Here is a 15,798-nt window from a genome sequence, read left to right on the forward strand (position 1 = left end):
CGCGAGGAACGGACCCCATGGCCCACCAGTGGCGCGGCGTCATCGCCGAGTACGCCGACCGTCTGCCCGCCCACGTCCAGGAGCGCATCGTCACGCTGGGGGAGGGCGGCACGCCGCTCGTGCCTGCCCCGGCGCTGTCGGCCCGCACCGGCGCCGACGTGCACGTCAAGGTCGAGGGCATGAACCCGACGGCGTCGTTCAAGGACCGCGGCATGACGACGGCCATCTCGGCGGCTGCCGCACGCGGCGCGAAGGCCGTGGTGTGCGCGTCGACGGGCAACACGTCCGCGTCGGCCGCCGCGTACGCGACGCGCGCGGGGATGGTCTGCGCCGTGCTGGTGCCCGAGGGCAAGATCGCGATGGGCAAGCTCAGCCAGGCCGTCGCGCACGGGGCGCTGCTGCTGCAGGTCGACGGCAACTTCGACGACTGCCTCATCGCGGCCCGCAAGCTCGCCGAGGCCTACCCGGTCGAGCTGGTCAACTCCGTGAACCCCGACCGCATCGAGGGCCAGAAGACCGCGGCGTTCGAGATCGTCGACGCGCTCGGCGACGCGCCGGACATCCACTGCCTGCCCGTCGGCAACGCCGGGAACATCACGGCCTACTGGAAGGGCTACCGCGAGTACGCGGGGCTCGACGCGGGCGCCCACCTGCCCGCCGTGGCGACGCGGACGCCGGCCGTGTGGGGCTTCCAGGCCGCGGGTGCCGCGCCGATCGTGCTCGGCCACCCCGTGGACCAGCCCGAGACCATCGCCACCGCGATCCGCATCGGCAACCCCGCGTCCTGGCAGCAGGCCGAGGAGGCGCGCGACGTGTCCGGCGGCGTCATCGAGTCCGTCACCGACGAGCAGATCCTCGTCGCGCACCGCGTGCTGTCGGCCGAGGTCGGGGTCTTCGTCGAGCCGGCGTCGGCCGCCGGTGTGGCGGGCCTGCTGGCACGCGCCGAGCGCGGCCTGGTCCCGGCCGGTGCCCGGATCGTCGTGACCGTCACGGGCCACGGGCTCAAGGACCCGCAGTGGGCCCTGCGCACCGCCGACGGCAGCGAGGTGCTGCCCGTGCGCGTCACGACGGACGTCGTCTCGATCGCCGACGCCCTCGGCCTGGGCTGAGCGCGCCGTGCAGCTGCGCGCGGCGCACGTGCGGGTCCGGGTCCCCGCCACGTCGGCCAACCTGGGTCCCGGCTTCGACGCGCTCGGGCTGGCGCTGGGCCTGCACGACGAGCTCGAGGTGCGCGCGCTGGGCGCGTCCGGCGTGCGGGTCGAGGTGCGCGGCGAGGGCGCCGGCACGGTCCCCGACGACGAGACGCACCTCGTGGTGCGGGCGCTGCGGGCCGCGCTCGACCACGTCGGCGCACCGCAGACCGGGCTGCACCTGCTGTGCCACAACCGGGTCCCGCACGGGCGCGGCCTGGGGTCGTCGGCCGCGGCCGTCGTCGCCGGCGTGCTCGCGGCCCGCGGCCTGATCGCGGAGCCCGAGGCGCTCGACGACGACACCGCGCTCGCGCTCGCGACGCAGCTCGAGGGGCACCCGGACAACGCGGCGCCGGCGCTGCTCGGCGGCCTGACCGTCGCGTGGACGGACGACGCGCCGGGGTCGCACGACCCGTCCGCCCCCGCACGCGTCCGGGCGGTGCGCCTCGCGGTGCACCCCGACGTCGTGCCCGTCGCGGTCGTGCCGCCGGGGCACCTGTCGACGAAGGCCGCGCGCGGCGTGCTGCCCGCGCAGGTGCCGCACGGCGACGCCGCCTGGCAGGCCGGGCGCGCCGCGCTGCTGGTCGAGGCGCTCGGACGTCGCCCCGACCTGCTGCTCGAGGCCACGGGGGACCGGCTGCACCAGGGCTACCGCCGGAAGGTCATGCCGTCCTCGCTCGCGCTCGTCGACGCGCTGCGGGCCCAGGGCGTCGCCGCCGTCGTGTCCGGCGCGGGGCCGACGGTCCTCGTGCTGGCGCGCCGGACGCCGGGCGCGCCGGACGGGACCGACGCCGACGCGGCGGTCGCGCAGGCGTTCGGCGGCGTGATGGCGGGGTGGCGTGTGCTGCCCCTGCCGGTGGACCACGCGGGGGCGTCGGTCACGGCGATGCTCGACTGAGTCGCCGTTCGCAGGCACCCGTGCGCCCGCGGGTGAACCGCACGACCGCGCACCGGGCGTCGGACCTGCGGTGCTAGGCTTGGCGGCGTTCCCCGGACCTCGTCCTCCGGCCTTTCGCAGACTCGACAGTGAGCTTCGCGAAGGACCACCCATGGTCTCCGGCTCCCCGATTACCCCCGGATCCCGCCGGACGGTCTCCTGAGTCGACGACGAGGGGAACACCCAGCCCGCGCGAGCAGACGTCGTCGTACGCAGCGCGCGTGGCACTCTCCGCCAGGTCATGCCGACCGGGCGCAGGCCCCCTCCCGGGCGGACCGGTAGGGCCCCGACGAGGGGGAAGGATCCTTCGTGACAGACACCATCGATGCCGCCGCGACCACCACGGGCGGCTCGGGCTCCGGAAGCATCTCCGCGATGCGACTGCCGGAGCTTCAGGCCCTGGCCTCGCAGCTCGGCGTCAAGGGCACGAGCAAGATGCGCAAGGGTGACCTGGTGCAGGCGATCTCCGCCGCGCGCTCCGGTGACCGGCCGCAGGCCCTCGAGACGCGCACGTCGACGCGTCGCGCGCGGGCCGTGGTCGACGAGCGCCCCGAGACCACCGCGTCCCCGCAGGACGCGCCCACGGAGCGCCCCGAGCGCCCGACGCGCACCGCGGAGCGCTCCGGCGGCGGCCGTGACGCGCTCGCGGGCCTCGAGGCGGCGCTGGACGCGCGTCTGGCGCCGGCCGAGCAGCGCGACGACCGTGCGGCGCGTGCCGCTGACGCCGCGGGTGCCGTGACGGGTGAGCGACGCTCGCGCCGCGCGGGTCGCAGCGTCGGCGCCCCGGTGGCGTCCGAGGGTCCGCAGCAGGACGAGCAGGCCGAGCGTGCCGCGAACGACCGCCTCCAGGGCGAGCGCCGTCAGGTCGACCGCCAGCAGGTCGAGCGCCAGCAGGTCGACCGCCAGCAGGCCGACCGTCAGCAGGACGAGCGCCAGCAGGCCGACCGTCGTCAGTCCGCGCAGAACGGTGCCGCCGTGGCGGCCCCCCAGGCCGCGGGTGCGCCGGCCGGCGCCGACCGCCAGGCCGGCACCGGCCCGGAGGACGACGAGCGCGGGGGCCGACGGCGCCGCTCGCGCGACCGCTACCGCGACCGCGACCGGGACCGGGACCGCAAGCGCGGCCGCCCCCGTGGCGCCCCGGGCGAGATCGCGGGTCTCGACGACGTCGAGGTGACCGAGGACGACGTCCTGCTGCCCGTCGCCGGCATCCTCGACGTGCTCGACTCCTACGCGTTCGTCCGGACGACCGGCTACCTGCCGGGGCCCAACGACGTGTACGTCTCGCTCAACCAGGTCAAGAAGAGCAACCTGCGGCGGGGTGACGCGATCACCGGTGCGGTGCGCCAGCCGCGTGAGGGCGAGCAGACGGCGCAGGGCAACCGACCCAGCAAGTTCAACGCGCTGGTCCGGCTCGACACGATCAACGGCGCCACCCCCGACGAGGCGCGCGACCGGCCCGAGTTCAGCAAGCTGACGCCGCTGTACCCGCAGGAGCGGCTGCGCCTGGAGACCGAGCCGGGTCGTCTGACGCCGCGCGTCATCGACATCGTCGCGCCCATCGGCAAGGGCCAGCGCGGCCTCATCGTCGCGCCGCCCAAGGCGGGCAAGACGATCATCATGCAGCAGATCGCCAACGCGATCACGACGAACAACCCCGAGGTCCACCTCATGGTCGTGCTCGTCGACGAGCGCCCCGAAGAGGTCACGGACATGGAGCGGACCGTGAAGGGCGAGGTCATCGCCTCGACCTTCGACCGGCCCGCCTCCGACCACACGATCGTCGCGGAGCTGGCGATCGAGCGCGCCAAGCGCCTGGTCGAGCTCGGCCAGGACGTGGTCGTGCTGCTGGACTCGCTGACCCGCCTGTCGCGCGCCTACAACCTGGCCGCGCCGGCGTCGGGCCGCATCCTGTCCGGCGGCGTGGACGCCTCGGCGCTGTACCCGCCCAAGCGGTTCTTCGGTGCGGCCCGCAACATCGAGAACGGCGGCTCGCTGACGATCCTCGCCTCGGCCCTGGTCGAGACGGGCTCGAAGATGGACGAGGTCATCTTCGAGGAGTTCAAGGGCACCGGGAACATGGAGCTGCGGCTGTCGCGCTCGCTCGCGGACAAGCGCATCTTCCCGGCGGTGGACGTCAACGCGTCCGGCACCCGCCGCGAGGAGGTCCTCATGAGCAACGACGAGCTGAAGATCATCTACAAGCTGCGCCGTGTGCTCGGCGGGCTCGACCAGCAGCAGGCCATCGAGCTGCTGCTGGGCAAGCTGCGCGAGACCAAGTCCAACGTCGAGTTCCTGCTCCAGGTGCAGAAGACGACCCCGGGCGGCAGCGGCCCGGCCATCGAGGACGGCGTCAGCCGCACCGTCGTCTGACCTGACCGCCGGCACCGCGCGGCCCTGCACCCCTCGCCGGGGTGCGGGGCCGTCGGCGTCGTGCGACCCCGGTGACGACCTCACCCCCGACGAGGGCCCGGTCGGCGGTCCCGCCCGCTAGCCTCGCTCCCGTGCCGTTCGACCCCGGGGACCTCGCGAGCCTCGCCGGCCGACCCGAGGTGCTCGGGTTGCTGGCCCTGCTGGCGGTCGTCCTGCTCCTCGGCAGGCGTCGACGGCGCCGGGGTCGCGCACCCCGCCCGTCCGCGCGCCGGCCACAGGTCGGCGACGTCTGGTTCGCCGACGTCCCGTTCGCGGACGGCACGGGCAGCAAGGACCGGCCCGTCCTGGTCCTGAGCGTCGGCGGTCGCACGTGCGAGGTCGCGCGGTTCACGTCGCAGGACCGCAGCGATCGACGTGACCACGTGCGCCTCCCCGCCGGGTTCCCGGGCCTGACGCGCGCGAGCTGGATCGACCTGCGCCCCCAGACCCTCCCGCTGGCGGCGGTGCGCCGTCGGTCGGGCCACGCGGGCGAGGCGCTCGTGGTGTGGTACCGCGGCGCGGCCGACGACCGCGGCACCGCTGGCCGCTCGTCCTGACCGGGCTGCACGGGCCGCCGCCGCAGGCCTCCACGGGCACGCGAGCTGGGCATCTGTCCTGGTCAGAGGCCTGAAAGAGATCGTCTCGGCACCTTGTCGACGCCCTGCCGACGTCCCTACGATCGGACCAGTTCCCCACGCCCGTCCGCGGCGCGACACCCCACGTCGCCGCTCCGGCCCCCGCCGGCGAAGAAGCCGGCACGGCGAGAGGACTGCCATGACCACGACCGTCACGCCCATCGTTCCCGGCGGCGCGCAGGCGGCCGGTGACCCACCGGCGCCCGCACCCCGCCTCACCCGGGCCGCCGTGCTGACGGCGCCTCGCACGCGCTTCGAGGTGCGCGACGTGCGCCTCGCCGCGCCCCGTCCCGACGAGGCGCTCGTGCGGGTCGTCGCGACGGGGGTGTGCCACACGGACGTCGCCGTGTGGGCGGGCGGCCTCCCGTTCGCACTGCCGGGCGTGATCGGCCACGAGGGCGCCGGCGTCGTCGAGCAGGTCGGGGCGGACGTGACCGACGTGAGCCCCGGCGACCAGGTCCTCATCAGCTTCTCGTCGTGCGGTGCGTGCGACGCGTGCGGGGACGACCACCCCGCGTACTGCGCGACGTGGCTGCACCGCAACGTGCTGGCCGGGGCCCGCCCGGACGGGACGAGCCCGCTGAGCGAGGGGGACACGCCGCTCGGGGCCCACTTCTTCGGCCAGTCGTCGTTCGCCGAGCACCTCGTCGTGCAGGCGCGGCAGCTCGTCGTCGTCGGCCCGGGCGCGGACCTGACGATGCTCGCGCCGCTGGGGTGCGGCGTGATGACCGGGTTCGGGTCGGTGTGGAACGTGCTGGACCCGCGCCCGGGAGCCCGCCTCGCGGTGTTCGGCACCGGCGCCGTCGGCCTGTCCGCCGTCGTCGCCGCGGCCCAGCGCGACCCGGAGCTGCTCGTGGCGGTCGACCTGGTGCCCGAGCGCCTCGAGCTCGCGCTCGACCTCGGCGCCACCCACGCGCTGCACGCGCGCGCCGACGACGTCCCGGCGCGCCTCGCGGAGATCGTCGGGGGCCGCGGTCTCACCGGCGCGCTGGACACGACCGGCGACCCGCGAGCGGCCCGGATCGCGCTCGACGCGCTCGGGCTGCGCGGCGAGCTCGTGGTCTGCGGCGCCCCGCCGCCGGGCACCGAGATCCCCGTCGACATCCAGCCGATGCTCGGGGGCAAGGTGCTGCGCGGCGTGACGATGGGGGACGCCGACCCGCGCCGGCTCCTGCCACGCATCGTCGAGCTGGTCGAGAACGGCACGCTCCCGCTGAACCGGCTCGTGCGGCACTACCCGCTCGAGGACCTCGACCGGGCGTTCGCGGACATGCACCACACGAGGACGGTGAAGCCGGTCGTGGTCCTGTGACGTGTGCTGCGCCGTCAGCGTGTCCAGTGCCGTGAGCGTGTGCTGCGCCGTGACCACCGCGAGGGAAGGTTTCGCGGCCGCGCGTCGTTCTGGCACAATGGTCCGTCGGTCTGCGGTTCACCGGCGCGAGTCACGCGTCCGGACCCGGAGGCAAACCCCAAGGAGAACTCCCGTGAAGTCTGGTATCCACCCGGAGTACGTGCTCACCGAGGTCACGTGCACCTGCGGCAGCACGTTCGTCACGCGCTCGACCGTGCCGAACGGCAAGATCCACGCCGACGTCTGCAGCGCCTGCCACCCGTTCTACACGGGCAAGCAGAAGATCCTCGACACCGGTGGCCGTGTGGCCCGGTTCGAGGCCCGCTACGGCAAGAAGACGGCTCCGGCCGAGACGGCTCCGGCCGAGACGGCTCCGGCCGAGACGGCCCCGGCCGAGACGGCCCCGGCCGAGACGGCCCCGGCCGCCGACTAGCTCCTCCGCAGCGCCGGTGCGTCCGGCGGACGACGACCCTCCATGGTCGTGTCCGCCCACGCACCGGCGCTGTCGCTTTGTGCGGCTTCATCGTGTGCGGCCGTCGGCCGGGCGCGTCGGTGAGGAGTGGGAGGACAGCAGGTGGAGCAGCTCGACGCGGTCGAGGCGATGCTCGTGGAGCACGCGCAGATCGAGCGTGACCTCTCCGACCCGGCGGTCCACGCGGACGCGGCGCGCGCGCGCCGGCTCGGGCGGCGCTACGCCGAGCTCGGGCGCGTCGTGCAGGCGTACCGCCAGTGGCGGGCGGCCGCCGACGACGCCCAGGCCGCGGCCGAGCTCGCCGCGGAGGACGAGGCCTTCGCGGTCGAGGTCCCCGCGCTGCAGGCCGCCGCGGCCGAGGCCGCCGACAGGCTCCACCGGGTGCTCGTCCCGCGCGACCCGGACGACGCCCGCGACGTCATCCTCGAGATCAAGGCGGGGGAGGGCGGCGAGGAGTCCGCGCTGTTCGCCGGCGATCTGCTGCGCATGTACACCCGGTACGCCGAGCAGCAGGGCTGGAGCGTGCAGGTGCTCGACGCGACGCCGTCGGACCTCGGCGGCGTGAAGGACGCGCAGGTCGCCGTCAAGGCGCGCACGGCCGGCCCGCCCGAGGACGGGGTCTGGGCCCACCTGAAGTACGAGGGCGGGGTGCACCGCGTGCAGCGCGTGCCCGTCACCGAGTCGCAGGGCCGCATCCACACGTCCGCCGCGGGCGTCATGGTGTTCCCGGAGGCGGACGACGACGGTGACGTGGACGTCGACCAGAACGACCTGCGCATCGACGTGTACCGCTCGTCGGGCCCCGGGGGGCAGTCGGTCAACACGACGGACTCCGCGGTGCGGATCACGCACCTGCCGACGGGGATCGTCGTGTCGATGCAGAACGAGAAGTCGCAGCTGCAGAACCGCGAGCAGGCGATGCGGGTGCTGCGGGCGCGGCTGCTCGCGGCCCGTCAGGAGGAGGCGGCGGCCGCGGCCAGCGAGGCCCGCCGCTCGCAGGTGCGCACGGTGGACCGCTCCGAGCGCATCCGGACGTACAACTACCCCGAGAACCGGATCGCGGACCACCGCACGGGCTTCAAGGCCTACAACCTCGACCACGTGCTCGACGGCGACCTCGGACCGGTCATCGCGTCGGCGGTCGAGGCCGACGAGGCCGCGCGGCTCGCCGTCGCGGGCGGTGGCGCGGCGTGAGCGAGCGGACGGCGACGCGGGCCGACGCGCCCGGGCTGCGGGCGTACGTCGACGGGGCGACGGCCGTCCTCGCGGAGGCCGGTGTCCCGTCGCCGCGGCACGACGCGCTGGCGCTCGCCGCGTACGCCCTGGGACTGCCGCGCGTCGAGCTCGTGCTGCCGCCGCCGCTGCCCGACGGCTTCGCCGCGGAGTTCGCCGACCTCGTCGAGCGGCGCCGCGCGCGCGAACCGCTCCAGCACATCGTGGGGTACACGGTCTTCCGGTACGTCACGCTGCGCGTCGAGCCGGGCGTCTTCGTGCCGCGACCCGAGACCGAGACGGTCGCGCAGCTCGCGATCGACGAGGCCGCGGCGCTCGCGGCCCGCGGCGCCCGGCCGCTCGTCGTCGACCTGTGCACCGGCACCGGCGCCATCGCGATCAGCGTCGACGTCGAGGTGCCCGCGAGCCGTGTGGTCGCGGTCGACCTGTCCGACGAGGCCGTCGGGCTCGCCAACGCCAACGCGGGCGCGGTCGCCGGCCTCGACCTGCGCGTCGTGCAGGGCGACGTCCGCGACCCGGCGCTGCTCGCCGAGCTCGACGGCACGGTCGACGTCGTCGTGTCGAACCCGCCCTACATCCCGCCCGACGCCGTGCCGCTCGACCCCGAGGTCCGGGACCACGACCCCGACGTCGCGCTCTACGGCGGCGGCGCCGACGGGCTCGACGTGCCGCGCGCCGTGATCGCCGCGGCGGCGCGGCTGCTCGTCCCCGGCGGGCTCCTCGTCATGGAGCACGCGGAGGTGCAGGACGCCGCCGCGCGCGCCGCGGCGTCCGCGACGGGCGCCTTCGCGGACGTGCGGACCGTGGCCGACCTCACGGGCCGCCCGCGCACCCTCGTCGCCCGGCGGGTCGCGCGCGCGGTCGTGGGAGACTCGCCCGCGTGAGCCTCATCCGGATCAAGGACGCGACCGACCCGGCGACCTGGGGCCCCGCGATCGACGAGGCGGTCAACGCCGTCGGCCGCGGTGAGCTCGTCGTGCTGCCCACGGACACCGTCTACGGGATCGGTGCGGACGCGTTCGCACCGCGGGCCGTGCAGGCCCTGCTCGACGCCAAGGGACGCGGTCGTCAGATGCCCCCGCCGGTCCTCATCCCGGACGTGCGGACGCTCGACGGCCTGGCCACCGACGTCCCGGACGGCGTGCGCGCGCTGGCCGAGGCGTTCTGGCCGGGTGGCCTGACGATCATCCTGCGCGCCCAGCCGTCACTGGCCTGGGACCTGGGCGAGACGCACGGCACGGTCGCCCTACGCATGCCGGACCACCCGGTCGCGCTCGCGCTGCTGCGCCGCACGGGCCCGCTCGCGGTCTCGAGCGCGAACCTCACGGGCCGTCCCGCGGCCACGACGGCGGCCGAGGCGTACCGCCAGCTGGGCGCGAAGGTCCCCGTGTTCCTCGACGGCGGCACCGCACCGGGCGGCGTCGCGTCGACGATCGTGGACGCGACCGGCCCCGAGCTGCGCATCGTGCGCCTCGGGGCGCTCGACCTCGCGACGCTCGCGGCCGTGGCCGCCGTGCGCGCACCGGCGCCGGTGGCCCCGGAGCCGCCGGAGCAGCAGGTCGCCCCGGGCGACGCGCCGCCGGTGACCGCGCAGGGGGCGGACGTGCCGGAGGCGCCGGCGCCGTGAGGGCCTACCTGCTCGTCCTGGTGATCGCCGCGGTCGTCACGTACCTCACGACGCCGCTGGCGCGGTGGTGCGCGCTGCGCTGGGGGGCCATCACGGCCGTCCGCGACCGTGACGTGCACGCGATCCCGACGCCCCGCCTCGGCGGCATGGCGATGTTCGCGGGCCTGCTCGTGGCGCTGCTCATGGCCTCGCGGCTGCCGTTCCTCGAACCGGTCTACGCCAACCCGCGCCCGATCTTCGGCATCGTCGGCGGTGCCGCCCTGGTGTGCGCGCTCGGCGTCGCGGACGACATCTGGGACCTGGACTGGCTCACCAAGCTCATGGGGCAGGTGCTCGCGGCCGGGTTCCTGGCGTGGCAGGGCGTCCTGCTCTACCAGCTGCCGATCGCCGACAACGTGGTCAGCGGGTCGGCGCGCTGGACCGTCTTCATCACCATCGTGTCCGTCGTGGTGGCCATGAACGCCGTGAACTTCGTCGACGGGCTCGACGGGCTCGCGGCCGGCGTCATCGCGATCGGGGGTGCCGCCTTCTTCCTGTACGCCTACCTCCTCACCGTCGAGACCGGCCGGGACAACTACTCCAACCTCGCGACGCTCGTCGTCGGGACCCTCGTGGGGGTGTGCGTCGGCTTCCTCCCGCACAACCTCTACCCGGCGCGGATCTTCATGGGGGACTCCGGGTCGATGCTGCTCGGCTTCGTCATCGCGGCCGCGGCGATCGTCGTGACGGGCCAGATCGACCCCGCGGCGGTCGTCGACCGGGTGCAGTTCCCCGCGTACGTGCCGATCCTGCTGCCCGTCGCCGTGCTGGTCCTGCCGCTGCTCGACATGGGCCTGGCGATCGTGCGGCGGCTGATCAAGGGCAAGAGCCCGTTCCACCCCGACCGGCTGCACCTGCACCACCGGCTCCTCGCCCTGGGCCACAGCCACCGCCGCGCCGTGCTCATCATGTACATCTGGACGGGTGTGCTCGCCTTCGGCGTCGCCGCGCTCGCCGTCTGGTCGACCACGACCGTGCTCATCGCCACCGGCGCGGGCGTGGTCGTGGCGACCGTCCTGACCCTGGGCCCGCTGCGCGGGCGCACCCCGACCTCCGTGGAGGCCCCCTCATGACCAGCGCACCCGACGCGACACCCGTCCCCGACCCGAGCCCCGCGCCGGACCCGACCGCGGCGGTCTTCCGCCGCGCGCTGCGGGACACGGGCATCCTGCTCGGTGTGCTGACGGTCCTCGGGCTGGGCATCGGGGCCCTGGTCGCGGGCATGCCCGGCGTGTGGGGCGCCCTCATCGGCGTGGCCCTCGCGCTGGTGTTCTCCGGGACGACGGTCGTGGCCATGCTGCGCACGTTGCACTCGCCCCCGCACACCATGGCGGCGGTCGTCATGGGGACGTGGCTGGCCAAGGTGCTGGTGGTCGTCGTGGTGCTCGCGCTGCTGCGTGACCAGGACTTCTACTCCCGCGGCGTGCTCGCGGCGGTGCTCGCCGTGGGCGTCATCGGGTCCGCCGTGCTCGACTTCCGGGCCGTCAACGGGGGCCGCGTGCCGTACGTCGAACCGGGCGCCCCTCGACGGTGATCCGCGTCACCGTGCCGGGCGCGGACGGGGGCCGGACCTAGGTCACCCATGGGTTACGCTTCCCCCATCCACGACGGCCAGGTGCTGCCGGTGTGCCCGCGACGAGGCGGCACCGGCCATCACGACCACAGGAGACCGCACTGTCCAGCATCGCGACGATCCTGCCGCTCGCCGCGGACGAGGGCGGGTTCCATACGCCCACGATCGCGGACTTCTTCCCGGCCCCGTTCCTCTTCGAGGGCACGCTCTTCGAGTTCAACCGGATGCAGCTGGTCCGCGTCATCGCGACCGTCGCGCTCGTGGTCGTCATGGTCGTCGCCGCCCGCAAGGCCAAGCTGGTGCCGAACCGCGGCCAGAACGTCGTCGAGCTGCTGCTGGACTTCGTGCGGATCAACGTCGCCGAGGACATCATCGGCAAGGAGAAGGCGCACAAGTACGTCGCGCTGCTCACGACGATCTTCTTCGCGATCCTCGCGTTCAACATCACCGGCATCATCCCCGGCCTCAACATCGCCGGGACGTCGCTCATCGGCCTGCCGGTCATGCTCGCGCTGTGGGTATACGTGATGTACCTCGGCGCCGGCATCCGCGCGCACGGGGTGGGGGGCTTCCTCAAGACGAGCCTGTTCCCGCCCGGCGTGCCGCCGCTGCTCTACGTGCTCCTGACCCCGGTCGAGTTCCTCACCGTCTTCATCCTGCGCCCCATCACGCTGGCCCTGCGACTCATGGCCAACATGGTCGCCGGTCACCTCATGCTCGTGCTCTGCTTCGCGGCGACGGACTTCTTCGTCCGCTCGATGTCGGGCATGAGCGTGTTCGCGGTGCCGAGCCTGGCGGGTGGGTTCGCCATCACCCTGTTCGAGGTGTTCGTCTCCGCCTTGCAGGCCTACATCTTCGTCGTCCTGGCGGCCGTCTACATCAGCCAGTCCATCTCCGACGAGCACTGACACCACACCCCGCGGGGTCGTGGTCCCGCACATCTGCAGTACGAGCCCCCGGCCGACCGGCCGGGGACCCAACGGAAGGAACGAGCCACCGTGGCAGACACCAGCATGATCCTCGCCGCAGCTGACGCCGTCTCCGGGAACATCGCGACCGTCGGCTACGGCCTCGCGGTGCTCGGCCCGGGTATCGGTCTGGGCATCCTCATCGGCAAGACCGTCGAGGGCATCGCGCGCCAGCCCGAGGTCGCCGGACAGCTCCGCACCACCATGTTCATCGGGATCGGGTTCGTCGAGGTCCTCGGCCTCCTCGGCCTCATCACCGGGTTCCTCTTCCCGTGAGCACCGCCGCGGTCTCCGCGGCCGTCGTGACGGCCGCGGGGGAAGAGCCCGCGGGGATCCAGCTGCTCCTCCCCGCCGGCTACGACATCCTGTGGTCGTCCGTCGTCCTGGTCGTCATCGCCGTCGCGTTCTACAAGTACGTGCTGCCGAAGTTCCAGGCGGTGCTCGACGAGCGCACGGCGAAGATCGAGGGCGGCCTGGCCAAGGCCGAGACGGCCCAGGCCGAGGCGGCCGCGCAGCTCGAGGAGTACCAGCAGCTGCTCGCCGACGCCCGCTCCGAGGCGGCCCGCATCCGTGAGGACGCGCGCGCCGAGGGCGGTCAGATCCTCACGGAGTCGCGCACGCGCGCCCAGGAGGAGGCGGCCCGCATCGTCGAGACGGCCCAGCGCCAGATCGACGCCGAGCGCCAGCAGGCCGCGGTCTCGCTGCGCGCCGACGTCGGCACGCTCGCGACGCAGCTCGCGTCGAAGATCGTGGGCGAGTCGCTCGAGGACGAGGCACGGCGCTCGCGCGTCGTCGACCGCTTCCTCGACGACCTCGAGACCAGCACCACCACGAGCGCAGGCAAGGGGAACTGATGCGCGGGACGAGTCGCGCCTCGCTGCAGGCGGTGGAGAACCGGTTCGCGCCGGACGTCCGCACCGCCGGCGGTCAGGCACGCAGGATCGGCGAGGAGCTGTTCGCCCTCGTCGACGCCCTCGACGGGTCGGGGTCGCTGCGCCGCACGCTGGCGGACCCGTCGCTCGACGCCGCACCGAAGAGCGGGCTGGTCGCCCGGCTGCTCGACGGCGCGGACCCCCGCACCGTCGCGATCGCCCAGGCGCTCGTGAGCTCGCGGTGGTCGGCGGACGCCGACCTGGCGCACGCCACCGAGCGGCTCGCGTTCGTGGCCCTGCTCTCGTCCGCCGACGAGGACAGCTCGCTGGCGCAGGTGGAGGAGGAGCTGTTCTCCCTCACCCGCGCGCTCGCCGGGCAGCGCGAGGTGCGCCGGTACCTGCTGGACCCGGCGTACCCCGCGCAGGCGCGCGGGGAGCTCGTCGACCGGCTGCTCGGAACGCAGGGCTCCGTGGTCACGCGGGCGGTCGCACGCCGTGCGGCGGTCGCTCCGCGCGGTCGCCGGTACGTCACCACGCTGCAGCACGTCGGCGACGTGATCGCCGAGCTGCGCAGCCGCGAGGTGGCCACCGTCGTTTCGGCGTCGCCGCTGACCCCGGCGCAGACGGCGCGCCTCACGGACCTGCTCGGCCGCGCGCTGGGCCGGGCCGTCCAGGTCAACGTCGTCGTCGACCCCGGCGTCGTGGGTGGTCTGCGCGTGCAGGCCGGCCCCGACGTCATCGACTCGACCGTCCTCTCCCGACTCGCCGACGCCCGCCGGCAGCTCGCCGGCTGACAACGCCGGAGCACCGGCCCACGACACACCGCACGCGCGACGCGCGTGCGTCAGATGAGGAGAACGCCATGGCTGAGCTGACGATCCGGCCGGAGGACATCCGCTCCGCGCTGGACAGCTTCGTGAAGTCGTACGAGCCGAAGGGCCCGGCGACCGAGGAGGTCGGACGGGTCGCGGTCGCCGGTGACGGCATCGCCCAGGTCGAGGGCCTGCCCGGCGCGATGGCCAACGAGCTGCTGAAGTTCGAGGACGGCACGCTGGGCCTGGCGCTGAACCTCGACGTGCGCGAGATCGGCGTCGTCGTGCTCGGTGAGTTCACCGGGATCGAGGAGGGCCAGGAGGTCCGCCGCACCGGCGAGGTCCTGTCCGTCGCCGTCGGCGACGGCTACCTCGGTCGCGTCGTCGACCCGCTCGGCGCCCCGATCGACGGGCTGGGCGAGGTGGCCACGGACGGCCGCCGCGCGCTCGAGCTGCAGGCCCCGGGCGTCATGGCCCGCAAGTCGGTGCACGAGCCGCTGCAGACCGGCCTCAAGGCGATCGACTCGATGATCCCGATCGGGCGCGGGCAGCGTCAGCTCATCATCGGCGACCGCCAGACCGGCAAGACCGCGATCGCGATCGACACGATCATCAACCAGAAGGCCAACTGGGACTCCGGCGACCCGAGCAAGCAGGTCCGCTGCATCTACGTCGCCATCGGCCAGAAGGGCTCGACGATCGCGTCGGTCCGCAGCGCGCTCGAGGAGGCCGGGGCGCTCGAGTACACGACGATCGTCGCCGCCCCCGCGTCGGACCCCGCGGGCTTCAAGTACCTCGCGCCGTACACCGGCTCGGCCATCGGCCAGCACTGGATGTACCAGGGCAAGCACGTCCTCATCGTGTTCGACGACCTGTCGAAGCAGGCCGAGGCCTACCGTGCCGTGTCGCTGCTGCTGCGGCGCCCGCCGGGCCGCGAGGCGTACCCCGGTGACGTCTTCTACCTGCACTCCCGCCTGCTGGAGCGTTGCGCCAAGCTGTCCGACGAGCTCGGCGCCGGCTCGATGACGGGCCTGCCCGTCATCGAGACCAAGGCGAACGACGTCTCGGCGTACATCCCGACCAACGTCATCTCCATCACCGACGGCCAGATCTTCCTGCAGTCGGACCTCTTCAACGCCGACCAGCGCCCCGCCGTCGACGTCGGCATCTCGGTGTCCCGCGTCGGTGGTGCCGCGCAGGTCAAGGCGATGAAGCAGGTCTCGGGGACGCTGAAGCTGGACCTGGCGCAGTACCGCTCGCTCGAGGCGTTCGCGATGTTCGCGTCCGACCTCGACGCCGCGTCGCGCGCCCAGCTGACGCGTGGTGCGCGCCTGATGGAGCTGCTCAAGCAGGGCCAGTACTCGCCGTACCCGGTCGAGAACCAGGTCGCGTCGATCTGGGCCGGCACCAAGGGCAAGCTCGACGACGTCCCGATCGAGGACGTCCGTCGCTTCGAGACCGACCTGCTGGACCACCTGCGCCGCAACACCGACGTCCTGTCGACGATCGCGGAGTCGGGCAAGCTCGAGTCCGCGACCGAGCAGGCGCTGTCCGACGCGATCGACGAGTTCCGTCTGGGCTTCATCACGTTCGACGGCAGCCCGCTCGTGGGCAGCGACGAGGACGAGGCGGACGTCGAGGTCGAGCAGGAGCAGATCGTCCGACAGAAGCGGGCCTGAG

At 74.0% G+C, this 15,798-nt stretch carries 15 protein-coding genes and 1 pseudogene; all 16 read left to right on the forward strand.

The window, feature by feature from the left end; all coding sequences use genetic code 11:
- The first annotated feature begins 17 nt into the window (after nt 1–17).
- Nucleotides 18–1,109 (forward strand): threonine synthase, encoded by a 1,092-nt coding sequence (gene thrC / locus OKX07_RS05860; RefSeq protein WP_265630906.1) that lies wholly within the window; start codon nt 18–20, stop codon nt 1,107–1,109.
- A 7-nt stretch (nt 1,110–1,116) separates the two neighbouring features.
- Entirely contained in the window at nt 1,117–2,088 is a 972-nt protein-coding gene (gene thrB / locus OKX07_RS05865; RefSeq protein WP_265630907.1) for a homoserine kinase, read from the forward strand.
- Nucleotides 2,089–2,436: 348 nt separating this feature from the next.
- Nucleotides 2,437–4,497 carry a transcription termination factor Rho gene (gene rho, locus OKX07_RS05870; protein ID WP_265630908.1) on the forward strand — a complete coding sequence of 687 codons (2,061 nt, stop codon included), beginning with the start codon at nt 2,437–2,439 and terminating at the stop codon, nt 4,495–4,497.
- Between the two features lie 131 nt (nt 4,498–4,628).
- Nucleotides 4,629–5,093, forward strand: coding sequence for a type II toxin-antitoxin system PemK/MazF family toxin (locus OKX07_RS05875; protein ID WP_265630909.1), 465 nt, complete (start codon nt 4,629–4,631; stop codon nt 5,091–5,093).
- 217 nt (nt 5,094–5,310) lie between these two features.
- The gene (locus tag OKX07_RS05880; protein ID WP_265630910.1) at nt 5,311–6,483 is read left to right on the forward strand and encodes an NAD(P)-dependent alcohol dehydrogenase; all 1,173 of its coding nucleotides are present in this window, start codon (nt 5,311–5,313) and stop codon (nt 6,481–6,483) included.
- A 172-nt stretch (nt 6,484–6,655) separates the two neighbouring features.
- Nucleotides 6,656–6,865: pseudogene (rpmE, locus tag OKX07_RS05885) on the forward strand (50S ribosomal protein L31); the annotation flags it as partial.
- A 258-nt stretch (nt 6,866–7,123) separates the two neighbouring features.
- Nucleotides 7,124–8,188, forward strand: coding sequence for a peptide chain release factor 1 (prfA, locus tag OKX07_RS05890; protein WP_416220863.1), 1,065 nt, complete (start codon nt 7,124–7,126; stop codon nt 8,186–8,188).
- A complete protein-coding gene (gene prmC / locus OKX07_RS05895; protein WP_265630912.1) occupies nt 8,185–9,111 on the forward strand; it encodes a peptide chain release factor N(5)-glutamine methyltransferase in 927 nt (308 codons plus the stop codon). Before prfA ends, prmC begins: the two co-directional genes overlap by 4 nt.
- On the forward strand, nt 9,108–9,854 hold the full coding sequence (locus OKX07_RS05900) for an L-threonylcarbamoyladenylate synthase (protein ID WP_265630913.1): 747 nt from the start codon (nt 9,108–9,110) through the stop codon (nt 9,852–9,854). Before prmC ends, OKX07_RS05900 begins: the two co-directional genes overlap by 4 nt.
- Nucleotides 9,851–10,966: an MraY family glycosyltransferase gene (locus OKX07_RS05905; protein WP_265630914.1), complete on the forward strand. Its 1,116-nt coding sequence runs from the start codon at nt 9,851–9,853 to the stop codon at nt 10,964–10,966. Before OKX07_RS05900 ends, OKX07_RS05905 begins: the two co-directional genes overlap by 4 nt.
- Nucleotides 10,963–11,427, forward strand: a complete 465-nt coding sequence (locus OKX07_RS05910) for a hypothetical protein (RefSeq protein WP_265630915.1) — start codon at nt 10,963–10,965, stop codon at nt 11,425–11,427. The genes OKX07_RS05905 and OKX07_RS05910 overlap by 4 nt, the downstream gene beginning before the upstream one ends.
- 161 nt (nt 11,428–11,588) lie before the next feature.
- Entirely contained in the window at nt 11,589–12,374 is a 786-nt protein-coding gene (atpB, locus tag OKX07_RS05915) for a F0F1 ATP synthase subunit A (RefSeq protein ID WP_265631831.1), read from the forward strand.
- 105 nt (nt 12,375–12,479) lie between these two features.
- Nucleotides 12,480–12,710, forward strand: coding sequence for an ATP synthase F0 subunit C (gene atpE, locus OKX07_RS05920; RefSeq protein ID WP_265631832.1), 231 nt, complete (start codon nt 12,480–12,482; stop codon nt 12,708–12,710).
- A complete protein-coding gene (locus tag OKX07_RS05925; protein ID WP_265630916.1) occupies nt 12,707–13,288 on the forward strand; it encodes a F0F1 ATP synthase subunit B in 582 nt (193 codons plus the stop codon). The genes atpE and OKX07_RS05925 overlap by 4 nt, the downstream gene beginning before the upstream one ends.
- Nucleotides 13,288–14,100, forward strand: a complete 813-nt coding sequence (locus OKX07_RS05930; protein ID WP_265630917.1) for a F0F1 ATP synthase subunit delta — start codon at nt 13,288–13,290, stop codon at nt 14,098–14,100. Before OKX07_RS05925 ends, OKX07_RS05930 begins: the two co-directional genes overlap by 1 nt.
- A gap of 68 nt (nt 14,101–14,168) precedes the next feature.
- A complete protein-coding gene (atpA, locus tag OKX07_RS05935; RefSeq protein ID WP_265630918.1) occupies nt 14,169–15,797 on the forward strand; it encodes a F0F1 ATP synthase subunit alpha in 1,629 nt (542 codons plus the stop codon).
- Nucleotide 15,798: the final 1 nt, after the last annotated feature.

It is taken from the genome of Cellulomonas sp. S1-8 (assembly GCF_026184235.1).
GTDB lineage: Bacteria > Actinomycetota > Actinomycetes > Actinomycetales > Cellulomonadaceae > Cellulomonas.

What these genes read in the sequence shown, in the direction of transcription:
- thrC (WP_265630906.1), top strand. Translation starts at nt 18, where the DNA reads ATGGCCCACCAGTGGCGCGGCGTCATCGCCGAGTACGCCGACCGTCTG.
- OKX07_RS05880 (WP_265630910.1), top strand. Translation starts at nt 5,311, where the DNA reads ATGACCACGACCGTCACGCCCATCGTTCCCGGCGGCGCGCAGGCGGCC.
- prfA (WP_416220863.1), top strand. Translation starts at nt 7,124, where the DNA reads ATGCTCGTGGAGCACGCGCAGATCGAGCGTGACCTCTCCGACCCGGCG.
- OKX07_RS05910 (WP_265630915.1), top strand. Translation starts at nt 10,963, where the DNA reads ATGACCAGCGCACCCGACGCGACACCCGTCCCCGACCCGAGCCCCGCG.
- atpE (WP_265631832.1), top strand. Translation starts at nt 12,480, where the DNA reads ATGATCCTCGCCGCAGCTGACGCCGTCTCCGGGAACATCGCGACCGTC.
- OKX07_RS05930 (WP_265630917.1), top strand. Translation starts at nt 13,288, where the DNA reads ATGCGCGGGACGAGTCGCGCCTCGCTGCAGGCGGTGGAGAACCGGTTC.
- atpA (WP_265630918.1), top strand. Translation starts at nt 14,169, where the DNA reads ATGGCTGAGCTGACGATCCGGCCGGAGGACATCCGCTCCGCGCTGGAC.